This window comes from Micromonospora sp. NPDC049203, from assembly GCF_043197215.1.
GTDB lineage: Bacteria > Actinomycetota > Actinomycetes > Mycobacteriales > Micromonosporaceae > Micromonospora.
The window spans coordinates 344,985-357,044 of record NZ_JBICSV010000004.1 but is presented as its reverse complement, the minus strand read 5'-3'; the positions used below and the strand labels follow the sequence as shown (position 1 = coordinate 357,044).

At 74.4% G+C, this 12,060-nt stretch carries 13 protein-coding genes; 4 read left to right on the top strand and 9 right to left on the bottom strand.

The window, feature by feature from the left end:
- The first annotated feature begins 44 nt into the window (after nucleotides 1–44).
- Nucleotides 45–701: a response regulator transcription factor gene (locus ACGFIA_RS14140; protein WP_357389704.1), complete on the top strand. Its 657-nt coding sequence runs from the start codon at nucleotides 45–47 to the stop codon at nucleotides 699–701.
- Between the two features lie 9 nt (nucleotides 702–710).
- On the opposite strand, the gene ACGFIA_RS14135 is transcribed toward ACGFIA_RS14140, so the two are convergent.
- Complete coding sequence (locus ACGFIA_RS14135) at nucleotides 711–1,352, bottom strand: HAD hydrolase-like protein (RefSeq protein WP_357389737.1); 642 nt, start codon at nucleotides 1,350–1,352, stop codon at nucleotides 711–713.
- 24 nt (nucleotides 1,353–1,376) lie between these two features.
- Entirely contained in the window at nucleotides 1,377–1,631 is a 255-nt protein-coding gene (locus tag ACGFIA_RS14130) for a glutaredoxin family protein (RefSeq protein WP_013288752.1), read from the bottom strand.
- Nucleotides 1,632–2,339: 708 nt separating this feature from the next.
- On the opposite strand from ACGFIA_RS14130, the gene ACGFIA_RS14125 reads away from it, so the two are divergent.
- From ACGFIA_RS14125 to ACGFIA_RS14115, 3 genes are all read left to right on the top strand, one after another.
- A complete protein-coding gene (locus ACGFIA_RS14125) occupies nucleotides 2,340–3,311 on the top strand; it encodes an ECF subfamily RNA polymerase sigma factor, BldN family (RefSeq protein WP_357389702.1) in 972 nt (323 codons plus the stop codon).
- A 282-nt stretch (nucleotides 3,312–3,593) separates the two neighbouring features.
- Nucleotides 3,594–4,451, top strand: coding sequence for a DUF5667 domain-containing protein (locus ACGFIA_RS14120; protein ID WP_357389700.1), 858 nt, complete (start codon nucleotides 3,594–3,596; stop codon nucleotides 4,449–4,451).
- 112 nt (nucleotides 4,452–4,563) lie between these two features.
- Entirely contained in the window at nucleotides 4,564–5,442 is an 879-nt protein-coding gene (locus ACGFIA_RS14115) for an HAD-IB family hydrolase (RefSeq protein ID WP_357471778.1), read from the top strand.
- Nucleotides 5,443–5,448: 6 nt separating this feature from the next.
- Here ACGFIA_RS14115 and ACGFIA_RS14110 read toward each other — a convergent pair whose 3' ends face one another.
- The 7 genes from ACGFIA_RS14110 to ACGFIA_RS14080 form a co-directional block, all read right to left on the bottom strand.
- Nucleotides 5,449–6,306 (bottom strand): lysophospholipid acyltransferase family protein, encoded by an 858-nt coding sequence (locus tag ACGFIA_RS14110; RefSeq protein ID WP_357389735.1) that lies wholly within the window; start codon nucleotides 6,304–6,306, stop codon nucleotides 5,449–5,451.
- 329 nt (nucleotides 6,307–6,635) lie between these two features.
- A complete protein-coding gene (locus ACGFIA_RS14105; RefSeq protein ID WP_357389696.1) occupies nucleotides 6,636–7,709 on the bottom strand; it encodes an NAD-dependent epimerase/dehydratase family protein in 1,074 nt (357 codons plus the stop codon).
- 119 nt (nucleotides 7,710–7,828) lie between these two features.
- On the bottom strand, nucleotides 7,829–7,930 hold the full coding sequence (locus ACGFIA_RS14100; protein WP_007465623.1) for a 30S ribosomal protein bS22: 102 nt from the start codon (nucleotides 7,928–7,930) through the stop codon (nucleotides 7,829–7,831).
- Nucleotides 7,931–8,151: 221 nt separating this feature from the next.
- Complete coding sequence (locus ACGFIA_RS14095; RefSeq protein ID WP_013288759.1) at nucleotides 8,152–8,361, bottom strand: helix-turn-helix domain-containing protein; 210 nt, start codon at nucleotides 8,359–8,361, stop codon at nucleotides 8,152–8,154.
- Nucleotides 8,362–8,573: 212 nt separating this feature from the next.
- Complete coding sequence (locus tag ACGFIA_RS14090; RefSeq protein ID WP_357389694.1) at nucleotides 8,574–9,758, bottom strand: ABC transporter permease; 1,185 nt, start codon at nucleotides 9,756–9,758, stop codon at nucleotides 8,574–8,576.
- On the bottom strand, nucleotides 9,755–10,642 hold the full coding sequence (locus ACGFIA_RS14085) for an ABC transporter ATP-binding protein (RefSeq protein WP_357389692.1): 888 nt from the start codon (nucleotides 10,640–10,642) through the stop codon (nucleotides 9,755–9,757). The genes ACGFIA_RS14090 and ACGFIA_RS14085 overlap by 4 nt, the downstream gene beginning before the upstream one ends.
- Nucleotides 10,639–12,036, bottom strand: coding sequence for an efflux RND transporter periplasmic adaptor subunit (locus ACGFIA_RS14080; RefSeq protein ID WP_357471772.1), 1,398 nt, complete (start codon nucleotides 12,034–12,036; stop codon nucleotides 10,639–10,641). Before ACGFIA_RS14080 ends, ACGFIA_RS14085 begins: the two co-directional genes overlap by 4 nt.
- Nucleotides 12,037–12,060 lie beyond the last annotated feature (24 nt).

Below are 12,060 nucleotides of genomic sequence, written 5' to 3'. Positions count from 1 at the left end.
CCGCCGGGCGGGTGCCGGGTCGGGGCGTGATAGACACCGGACCCATGCGGGTGGTGATCGCGGACGACGCCGTACTGCTCCGGGAGGGGCTGGTCCGGCTGCTGACCGAGTACGGGCACGAGGTGGTGGCGGCCGTCGGTGACGGTGTCGCGCTGGTCGAGGCGGTGGTGGCGCACCGGCCCGACGTCTCGGTGGTGGACGTGCGGATGCCGCCGTCACACACGGACGAGGGGCTGCGCGCCGCGGTGGAGGCCCGCCGCCGGGTGCCGGGTACGCCGATCCTGGTGCTGTCCCAGTACGTCGAGGTGTCGTACGCCGACGACCTGCTGGACACCGCGGGCGGGACCGGCGGCGGGATCGGCTACCTGCTCAAGGACCGGGTCGCCGCGATCGACGAGTTCCTGGACGGCCTGGCCCGGGTGGCCGCCGGCGGCACGGTGCTCGACCCGGAGGTGATCAGCCAGTTGCTGGTCCGGCGGCGGCGCGACGACCCGCTGGGATCGCTGACCCCGCGCGAGCGCGAGGTGCTGGCGCTGATGGCCGAGGGCCGCTCGAACACCGCCATCGCGCGGACGCTCGTGGTGAGTGACGGCGCGGTCGAGAAGCACGTCCGCAACATCTTCACCAAGCTCGACCTGCCCCCGGACGCGACCACCCACCACCGCCGCGTCCTGGCCGTCCTGGCCCACCTGCGCGCCTGACCGGGCCGGTCAGGCCAGCGTGCGGGCCAGTGTCACCGCGTCGGTGAGCGTGTCGGCGGCCGGGTGGCCGCTGTCGCGCAGCCGGTCCGGGTCGGAGAGGCCGCCGGTGTAGAGGACGCAGCGGGCGCCGACCGAGGCGGCCGCGTCGGCGTCGTCGAGCGAGTCACCGATCAGCACCACCTCGTGCCCGCCCAGCCCCAGCTCGGCCAGGTGCTTCTCCAGCCACTCGGCCTTGTGCCCGCCGCCGACAGTGGCGCGCAGCCCGTCCACCCGGCGGAAGTGCGGGGTCAGCCCGTACGTGTGCACGGTCGGCACCAGCTCGTCGTGGAACCACATGGACAGCAGGGACTGGCTGCCCTCCCACGCCTCGATCGCGGCGGTGGCGTCGGCGGCCAGGGCGCAGGTGGTGAGCCCGGCCCGGTACGCGTCGTGGAAGACCCGGTCCAGCGTCCCGAACGACTCGGCGTCCACGGCCCGGCCGAGCATCTCGGCGTAGTAGTCGGCGATCGGCCGCCGGAACCGCACCCGGTGCTCGGCCGCGGTGACCGCCGGCCCGCCGGCGCTGGCGAAGGCGACGTTGGTGGCCCGGACCACCAGGTCGAGGTCGTCGAGGAGCGTTCCGTTCCAGTCCCACACGAGGTGGCGTCGCATACCCGTCACCCGAGCACTCTAAGGCTAGAGCTGCGGCGTGGTCAGATCGCGCAGCAGCCGGTCCTCCTCGACCCGCCAGTAGCCGTGCTCCTTGCCGTCGAGCAGCACCACCGGCAGCCGGTCGCCGTAGTCGCGCTCCATCTCCAGGTCGCCGGTGACGTCCCGCTCCACCCAGCGGTCGCCGGTGACCGCCACCACCCGGTCGAGCGCGGCCTTCGCGTCGTCGCACAGGTGGCAGCCGGGCCGGGTGATCAGGATGAGCCTCGGGTCACTGGACATCGGTTACCTCCGTGCGGATCTCGGTCGGCGGCGCCGGCGACGGGACGCGGGCGCCGGGCGCGGCTCGGCCTTGCGCGCCTTCCCGGTCGCCGGGTGCGGCGGGCTGCCGACGAACTCGACTGCGGTCGGGCACTCGAACCGGGCCAGGTTACGCGCGCGGCGGGCGCGCCGTGTCCGCCGGGCCATGCCGGACACGCCCGCCGGGTCCCCCGCACGGGACTGCAATTGCCGTAGCGTGGGATTCCCTGCCACGGGACGAGGATCTCCACAGGTGTCCGGCGGACAGCCCGAGATGAGCCCACCGCACCACCCCCGCGACACGCCGAGCGAAAAGAAAATCGGCTCCGACCAGGACTTTCCACTGCGGACCAGGTTCCGGCGCGAAAGTCAACCACGCGCGACGGACAACCGGTCCGCCATGTGTGCGACCTGGCGGGAAATACTTCCGCTCTGTGTAACGGACTTGCCACGCGTGGGTGACGTTGGCCCTATCATCACTCGGGTCGGCTCACCCCATTTGCCGTGAGTCGACACCCCTCAGCCCGAGGAGGCCCCCGTGCCGTTGAGCGCATTGGACCAGCACCTCAAGGGGATCTGCCGCGCGTCGGCACGTCCCGACCCGGCCGTGCCCGACCGGGTGCCACCCGGTCCTCCGGCGCCACCATGGCCCGCGGCACGGTCACTGTCCGCTCGGACCGGGGAGGCGCGGTGACCACCTTCGGGTACGCCGAACGACCATCCGGTGTCACCGGCCCGGCCCAGCGCAACCCGCTCAACGAGCGCGCCGACCCCGGCCCCCGGGGCGCCGACGGCCAGCTCGCGGTCCGCGGCGAGGGCTGGCGGGCACGCAGCCGCACGCACCACACGAACGAGGCGCCACCGAGACCCGCGGCGCCCGGCGGCAACGCGAAGCCCGCGACCGGCCGCCTGGGCAGCCCGACCCGCCCGGCCATGCCCGCCCAGGCGCGACGCGGCGACGCGGCGACCGGGAGTGAGCCGTCCGCCGCCGAGACCGCGATCCTGCCGGCGGTGACCACAGGCGACACCGCCGTCCTGCCGGCCGTGCCGGCCGCCGCGCCCACCACCGGCTTCCCCAGCCGCCCCGACCCGTCCGACCCGGCGACCGAGGTGTGGACGCTCGTCGAGCGCGCGCAGGCGGGCGAGTCCGAGGCGTTCGGGCTGATCTACGACAGGTACGTGGACACCGTCTTCCGGTTCGTCTACTTCCGGGTCGGCAACCGCCAGCTCGCCGAGGACCTCACCTCCGACACGTTCCTGCGGGCGCTCAAGCGGATCGGCAGCTTCACCTGGCAGGGGCGCGACCTCGGCGCCTGGCTGGTCACCATCGCCCGCAACCTGGTCGCCGACCACTTCAAGTCCGGGCGCTACCGGCTGGAGGTCACCACCGGTGACGTCCTGGACGCCGACCGGGAGGACCGCGGGCCGGAGGGCAGCCCGGAGGCCGCGGTGGTGGAGCACATCACCAACGTCGCCCTGCTCACCGCCGTCAAGCAGCTCAACCCGGAGCAGCAGGAGTGCATCGTGCTGCGTTTCCTCCAGGGCTTCTCGGTGGCCGAGACGGCCCGCGCCATGGGCAAGAACGAGGGCGCCATCAAGGCCCTCCAGTACCGGGCGGTCCGGGCGCTGGCCCGGCTGCTGCCCGACGGTTTCCACTCCTGACCTGTCGTACCCTCCCGGCGCACGGACGCCGGGCGGTGTCGCATGCCCGACGTGCCCGCTCGCCCCTCACTCCCGGTGATTTCTTCCGCCGTCCCGGCCGTAACCGGCGACCGGCGCGGTCCGTTTCTCCGGGTGCGACCAGTGGTTGTCCCGGCGTCCCCCGGGCCACCCGGTCCGGCGGGTCAGGTCGGCCGTCCCGGTCGGCCCTGGGCCACACGCTGCCACCGGTCGCTGGTGACGACGACGGCCGTCCGGCCGTGACCAGCGAGAGGGGGTGCCGCGGTGGACAGCGACCTCTTCTCCCGTCGGCGAGCCGAGCGCTTCGCGCAACTCCTCGACGAGGCCAACGGCGGGCGCCGGCACCACGTCCGGTCCAGGGCGGACGACGAACTCGCCGCGCTCGTCGAGGTGAGCCGCCGGCTCACCGCAGACCGGCCCGACGTCGAGGTGGACGCCGAGTTCCGTACCGGCCTGCGGGCGATGCTCGTGGCCACCGCCGAGCGCGAGGGCGTCGGTGCCCCGGCCAAGACCGCCACCACCGGTGTACGCGGCACGCTGCTGCCCGCCATCACCGGCCGCCGGGCGCGGGCCCGGGGAGCGATCCTGGTCGGCGTGGCCGCCGGGGCGATAGCCCTCTCCGGCATCTCCGCCGCGAGCGAGAACGCGCTGCCCGGCGACGCCCTGTACGGCATGAAGCGCTCCACCGAACGCGCCCAGCTCGCGCTCGCCAGCTCGGACATCGGCCGTGGGCAGCTCTTCCTCGACTTCGCCCGCACCCGGCTCGACGAGGCCGCCTCGGTGCGCGACGACCGCGTCGGCTTCAGTGCCGTCCTGGACGACATGGACGCGGACACCCGCCAGGGCGTACGCCTGCTGACCACTGTCGCCGCGCAGCGCTCCGACCCGACGGCGCTGGACGCGGTGGACACCTTCCTGGCCGGCCAGCGCCGGGTCGTCAGCGGCCTGCTCGACCGGCCCGACCACGCCGACCGCGAGCGCACCCGCCGCTCCCTGGCGCTGCTCGACGCGGCGGGCAAGCGCGCGGACGCGCTCCGCGAGGCGATCGCCTGCGGGCTGCCCGCACCGCGGGCCAGCGACACGCTCGGGCCCGCTCCGGCCACCTGCCCGGCCGACCGCTGAGCGGCGGACGCCTACCGCGCCACACTTCTCCCGGCGGGCACCCGGCCGCCACACGGTGCCGGATACGCTCGACGAGGAGGGCGCACGCCGTCGTCGAGGCAGGGAGGTCACCGTGGCCGGAAGCCGGAAGGTGACCGTCAGCACCGACGCGCACGGGCACACCGCGGGCTGGTCGGAGACCCCGTCGGCACCGGCGACCACAGTCACGCCGGACCCGACCGCCGCCGCGTTCTTCGACGTCGACAACACGATGATGCAGGGCGCCTCGATCTACTGGTTCGCCCGCGGGCTGGCCGCCCGGAAGTACTTCACCACCGGTGACCTGGCCCGGTTCGCCTGGCAGCAGGCGCGGTTCCGGCTGCTCGCCACCGAGCACGCGGGCGACATGTCGCAGGCCAAGGAGGCGGCGCTCGCCTTCGTCCAGGGCTGGCGGGTGGACGACATCGAACGCCTCGCCGACGAGATCTTCGACGAGCTGATGGCGCCGCGCATCTGGGCCGGCACGCGCCGCCTGGCCCAGCGTCACCTCGACGCGGGCGAGCGGGTCTGGCTGGTCAGCGCCGCCCCGGTGGAGATCGGCCGGGTGATCGCGGCCCGGCTCGGCCTGACCGGCGCGATCGGCACGGTGGCCGAGGTGGTCGACGGCGCGTACACCGGGCGGCTGGTCGGCGACCTGATGCACGGGCCGGCGAAGGCCGAGGCGGTCACCCAGCTCGCCGCCGTGGAAGGGCTGGACCTGGCCCGGTGCGCGGCCTACAGCGACTCGGCGAACGACCTGCCGATGCTCTCCGCCGTCGGCCGTGCGGTGGCGGTCAACCCCGACCCGGCGCTGCTGCGGCAGGCCCGCGAGCGGGGCTGGGACGTGCGCGACTTCCGCACCGGGCGGCGGGCCGCACGCATCGCCGTCCCCTCCACCGCGGCGGCCGGGCTGCTCGCCGGAGCGGTCACCGCCGGCCTGGCGCTGCACCGGCGCCGCCACCGCGACGCCTGAACCGGCTCAGGGGCCGAACGGGTCCGGCCGGCGTTCGAGCAGCTTGTGCAGCGTCTGCTGGATCGTCTCCCGCACCTGGTCGGCGAGGTTGAACACCACAAGCGGGTCGTCGGCGGCGTCCCGCAGGTGCGCGGTCGGGATCGGCGGGCAGAACTCGATCAGCCACTTGCTCGGCAGCGGCACCATGCCCAGCGGCCCCAGCCAGGGGAACGTCGGCGTGACCGGGAAGTACGGCAGTTTGAGCAGCCGGGCCAGCGGCTTGATGTCGGCCAGCATCGGATAGATCTCCTCGCCGCCCACTATCGCCACCGGCACGATCGGCGTGCCGGTGCGCAGCGCGGCGGAGACGAACCCGCCCCGGCCGAAGCGCTGGAGCTTGTAGCGGTCGGCGTAGAGCTTGCCGACGCCCTTGAAGCCCTCCGGGAACACGCCCACCAGTTCGCCGTTGCCGAGCAGCCGCTCCGCGTCCGGGTTGCACGCGACGGTGCCGCCGGTCTTGCGCGCTATCTCCGAGACGACGGGCATCCGGAAGACCAGGTCGGCGCCGAGCAGCCGCAGGTAGCGGTGCGCCGGGTGCCGGTCGTGCAGTGCGGTGGAGAGGATCAGCGCGTCGAGCGCCACAGTGCCGGAGTGGTTGCCGACGACCAGGCCGGCGCCGTCGGCGGGCACGTGCTCGAGGCCGGTGACCTCGGTGCGGAACCAGTCCCGGTAGAGCAGCCGGACCAGCGGGTGGACCACCGCGTCGGTCAGGTCGGGGTCGAAGCCGAACTCGTCCACCTCGTAGTCGCCGGCCAGCCGCCGCCGCAGGAACGCCAGCCCCTTGGCCACCCGGCGGTCCCACTGGTCCCCCGGCCGGTCGGCCACCGCCGGCCCCGACGGCGCGGCGTCGGTCGACGCCTCGTCTGCGGGTGCCTGCGGCGCGACGGCCTTCTTCGCCACGGCCTTCTTGGCGACCGTCTTCTTCGCCACAGTCTTCTTCGCGGCCTGGTGCGGCGTGGCCGGGCCCGGAATGCCCGCGCCGGCGGCGACGCCCGGCTCGTCGGCGGAGGTGTCCGGCTCGTCCGGCGGCGTCGCCGGGCGGGCGGACGGCGCGGTCACCCGCCGGTGCCCGTTGCGCCGCGCCGGCTCCGCGCCCGGATCCGGCAACTCCAGCGGTACGTCGTAGCGCGCGTCACGCCGCTCGTCGGGGCTGCTCACGAACGCTCCCGTACGGTCGACCGGACCTGCCTGATGCTCTCCAGCACCAACTGCTCGGCGGCGGCCAACTGATCGCGGGTGACCACGACGCCGCCGTGGTGGGCGCGGATGAAGTCCTCGAACGCGGCGGCGGTCGAGCGGGGCGTGAAGCCGTACTCCCGCTCCAGTCGGCTGGTGTCCACCACCCGACCGTGCACGAAGAGGTCCACCTGGTCCAAGCCGTACCGGCCGAAGCCCAGACTGCGGGCCACTGCGGCGACCCCGGCCAGCCCCGGTTCCAGCACCGGCACCGCCACCCGACCGGCCCGGCGGATCGCCTGCGACAGCGACAGCACCCCCGGCCCGGCCACGTTGTAGGTGCCCGGGTGGTCCTCGGCGACGGACCGGTGCAGCACCTCCAGCGCGTCGTCGAAGTGCACGAACTGCAGGCGCGGGTCGCGGCCGAAGACGGTGGGCACCACGGGCTGCGAGAAGTAGCGGGTGAGCGTGGTGTCGGCGGCGTACCCGATGAACGGCGCGAACCGCAGCACCGTCGCGGTGACGTCGGGACGGCGGCGGCGGAACCCGCGGACGTACCCCTCGATGTCGAGTATGTCGCGGCCGAAACCGCCGCGCGGCACCTCGCGCGGCTCGGTCTCCTCGGTGAAGACGGCCGGATCCCGGAACGACACCCCGTACGCGGCGGTGGACGAGCGGACCACGAGCTTGCGCAGCCGGGGCGCGCGCTGCGCGGCGGCGAGCAGCTGCATGGTGCCGATGACGTTCTGTTCCTTCATCCCCGCCCGGCCGCCCTGCTGCGGGTCGGGGGCGCTGACCAGCGCCAGGTGCACCACCGTGTCGACGTCGAGGTCGAGCAGGAGGCCACCGAGCGAGTCGAGGTCCAGGCGGATCCGCTCGACGTCGGAGAGCAGGTCGGCCAGCTCGGGGTTGGGCGGCGCCGGGTCGACGCCGATGACGCGCTCGATCCGCTCGTCGGCGGCGAGCCGGGCGGCCACGTGGGCGCCGAGCCAGCGACCGACCCCGGTCACGACGACGACCCCCGGGGCACCGGAGGTGTCACCGGGGGTCATGTCGAGCGCCTAGCGCGGCAGGCGGGATCGAGCCGGGACGTCCACGGCCTGATCACCTGAGCCTCCGAGGGTCGACAGTTGGCAAGTGGTGCCGGGTGCCGGGCCGGAGCCCGGCCCGGTCACTTGCCGAGACGGCGACGCTGGACGCGGGTCTTGCGCAGCAGCTTGCGGTGCTTCTTCTTAGCCATGCGCTTGCGGCGCTTCTTGACCACCGAGCCCATACGACAGCCTTTCGATGCAACGTGCGGGGCGGACCGGAGAACACCACCGCGAGGTGGCATCCTGACCGCTTGCGGACAACGGACCGGACCAGCGTGGTGGGCAGGGCACACCAGAGGGCGATCACGGTCGTGGTCCAGCCTAACCGGAGTGCGTCAGCAGGACCAACGCGCCCCCGTCGATGCCCCTTTCGTCGCACTCGGGCGGACCGGGCGCCGAGGGCTCAGGCGGACTCCTGGAAGGCGCCCCTGAGGTATTCGTGCACGGCGTGCTCGGGCACCCGGAACGACCGGCCGACCCGCACCGCGGTCAGCTCACCGCTGTGCACGAGACGGTAGACGGTCATCTTGGAGACCCGCATGACCGTCGCCACCTCGGCGACGGTCAGGAACCTGACATCCGACAGTCGTGCGTCGGACTGCGACCCGGCCATGGCTCACCGACCCATTCCCGTGCCCGGCGCGTGTCACCGGGCAGGTGCTTCCGCCTCGACGAGCGACGCGCGTGTTACCAGTACGGTAGCGGGACGGCTGTGACCTGCGCGATCCCTTCCACCCTTTGATCATGGCGGGACAGCCGTTCACCCGATGTCCACCAGGGCTTTTTCGCCCGGACGGGTGTCTCGTCCGAATCCGCTACCGGTGTTCACTCGGCGCGCAGCGCCACCACCGGGTCGAGCCGTCCGGCCCGCTGTGCCGGCACCACGCCGAAGACGATGCCGACCGCCGCGGAGACGCCGAACGCCAGCGCCAGCGACCACCAGGTGATCGCCGCCGGGATCGGCGAGAACGCGTCCACGAGCAGCGCGGTGCCCACGCCCAGCGCCATCCCGGCCAGGCCGCCGACCGAGGTGAGCAGCACCGCCTCCAGCAGGAACTGCACGCCGATGTCGCGAGGGCGGGCGCCCACCGCCTTGCGCAGGCCGATCTCGCGGGTCCGCTCGCGTACCGAGACCAGCATGATGTTCGAGACGCCGACGCCGCCGACCAGCAGCGAGATGCCCGCGATGGCGGCCAGTACGCCGGTCAGGACGCCCAGGATGTCGCCGAGCACACCGAGGATCTGCCGCTGGGTGACGGCGCTGAACTCGGTGTCCGGGTGCCGGCGGGACAGCTCCGCGACGATCCGGTCGCCGAGTTCGTCGATCCGTTCCCGGTCCGGTGCCTTGACCGCGATGCCGTCGATGCGCTGCGTGCCCCAGAGCCGTTGCGCCGCCGTCACCGGTACGTGCACCTCGTCGTCCCGGTCCACGCCGAGGCTCTGGCCGAGCGGGGCGAAGACGCCGATCACCCGGAACCGCACACCGGCCAGCGTGACCTGCTGGCCGAGCGGGTCCCGGTCGGGAAAGAGCGCCCGGGCCACCGAGTCGCCGAGCACCGCCACCCGGCGGCTGGTGTCCACGTCCGCCCCGGTGAGGTAGCGGCCCCGCGACAGCGACCTGGTGAACACCGACGGGGTGGTCTCCAGCACGCCCTGCACCGTGGTGAAGTCGGACCGGTTGCCGGCCCGCGCGGTCGCGCCGGAGGCCACCGTGACGGCGACCCGGCCGGGGTCGCCGACCACCCGGGAGACCGCGTCGGCGTCGCCGAGGTCCAGCGGCGACACCACAGGCGCGTTGCCCACCTCGATGCGGCCCGGCACCACCAGCAGCAAATTCGATCCGAGTCCTTCGACCTGCTGCTCGACCTGCTGTTTCGTGCCGGTGCCGATGGCCACCAGGATCACCACCGAGGCCACCCCGATGATCACCCCGAGCATGGTGAGCAGGCTGCGCAGCCGGTTGGCCCGCAACGCGTCCGACGCCACCCGCCACGCCTCGGCAAGCCTCATCCGGCGCCGCCCTGTCGGCGGCGGCCCTCGGCCGGTAGGCGCTCCTCGGCCCGCGGAAGGCGCCCGGTGGCCCCGATGGCGCCACCGGGGCCACCGGACGGGTGCCCCGGGCCGCTTCCGGACGCGGACCGGGGCTCCGCGCTGGGAGCGGGGTCCAGTGTCGCAGGTCCGCCGGATCCGTCCGACAGCGGTCGATCATGAGCGCTGTCGGACCGGATCAGCCCGTCCCGTACCGCTATCCGCCGGTGTGCCCGGGCGGCCACCTCCTGGTCGTGGGTCACCATCACCAGCGCCACCCCGGACTCGGCGTTCAGCCGTTCCAGCAGCTCCAGCACCGCCTCGCCGGTGGCGCTGTCCAGGTTGCCGGTCGGCTCGTCGGCGAGCAGCACCGCCGGTTCGGTGACCAGCGCCCGGGCGATCGCCACCCGCTGCTGCTCACCGCCGGAGAGCTGGTTGGGCCGGTGGTGCAGCCGGTGGCCGAGCCCGACCCGGCCCAGCATCGCCGCCGCGCGCTCCCGCCGCTGCCGCGCCCCGACACCCCGGTAGACCAGGGGTAACGCCACGTTGTCCACTGCCGACGTACGGGCCAGCAGGTGGAACGCCTGGAACACGAAGCCGATCGTCTCGTTGCGCAGCGTCGCCAGCTCCGGCGCGGTGAGCGTGGTCACGTCCCGCCCGCCGATCACCAGCCGGCCGCCGCTGGGCCGGTCCAGCCCGCCGAGCAGGTGCATCAGCGTCGACTTACCCGAGCCGGACGGCCCGATCACCGCCACGTACTCGCCCTGGTCGATGGTGAGCGACACCCCGCGCAGCGCGGACACCGACACCCCGTCCAGCTCGTACGTGCGCCAGACGTCGACCGCCTCGACCGCCGGTACGGTCACGGCAGCTCCTGGCCGTCGCGCACCTGGTCGGCGCCGCGCACCACCACCCGGTCACCGGCCCGTACGCCGTCGACGATCTGCACCAGGTCCTGCCCCTGCACGCCGACCGTCACCGGCACCCGGTCGGCCCGGCCGTCGCGCAGCACCCAGACCGCGTCCCGCCCGTCGGCGGAGAACACCGCCGACGCCGGCACCGCCACCGCGTCGGCCGCCTCCCGCACCCGCAGCCGCACCACGGCGTTCATGCCGGGGCGGGGCGCCGGCGCGGCCTCGGCCTCACCGAGGCGGCCGGCGCCCAGGTCGAGCCGGACCCGGTAGGTGACGCCACCCCGGGCCGAACTGCTCGGCAGCACGTCGACCGACCGCACCGTCGCCTCGTACGTCGCGCCGGTCACCGCGTCCAGCTCGACCGACGCGGGCACCCCGGCCCGGACCAGCAGCACGTCGGTCTCGTCCACCTCGGCGAGCAGGCCGAGCCGGCCGATGTCCACGACGGTGAGCACCGGGGTGCCGGCGGTGACCCGGCCCCCGGCCGGAATCGCGTCGTCAACGCCCGGCGGCGGACCGCCCTGCCCGCCACCGCCCAGCGCCGACGGGTCGAGACCGGGCACCCCGGCGCCACCCGCCGCACCGAGCAGCCCGGCCAGGTCGGCCGGCGCCGCCGACCGGGTGCCGCCCGGCTGCACCACACCGGCGATCGGGGCGCGTAACGTCAGCGCGTCCACAGTCGCCTTCGCCAGGTCGTACGCCTGCTGGGCCTGGAGTCGTTGCGCGGCCGACAGCGCGCCGACGGCGCTGTTCAGGCCGGCCACCCCGCGCTGCACCTGCGCGACGGCCCGGTCGGCGGCGCGGGCAGCCGACTCGTACTGTCGCTGCGCCGACTGGACCTGGAGCAGCAGCGCCGCGCGTACCCGCGGGTCGCCGACCCTGCCGGCGGCGGTGCGGGCGGCGGCGAACGCCTCGTCGGCGGCCCGGTCGGTGCCGCGCCGGCTGCCGCCCAGGTCGCCGGTGCCGGTGCCCCGCCCGGCCCGCTTCGCCGCGCGCAGCGCGTCCCGCGCCTTCGCCAGGCGGTCCCGGGCCGACGGCGAGTCGATCACCGCGAGCACCTGCCCCCGGGCCACCCGCTGTCCCGGCTGCACCCGCAGGCGGGACAGCGTGCCGTCGGCGGGTGCGGTGAGGGTGGCCGCGGCTCGCGCGGTGACGGTGGCCGGAGCGTCGATCACCTCGCTCACCGGCGCGCGGGAGACCTGGGCGACTGTCACCGCCGGGGCGTCGTCGCCGCAGGACGCGGCGGTCGTGCCGGTCAGCGCGACGACGGCGAGCACCGCGGTGACGAGACGGGGGCGGCGGGCCGCGGGCAGCCGCGGCGAGGAGGTGCGGGCCACCCGGCCCATGCTACGACCCGTCGACAGACGTCG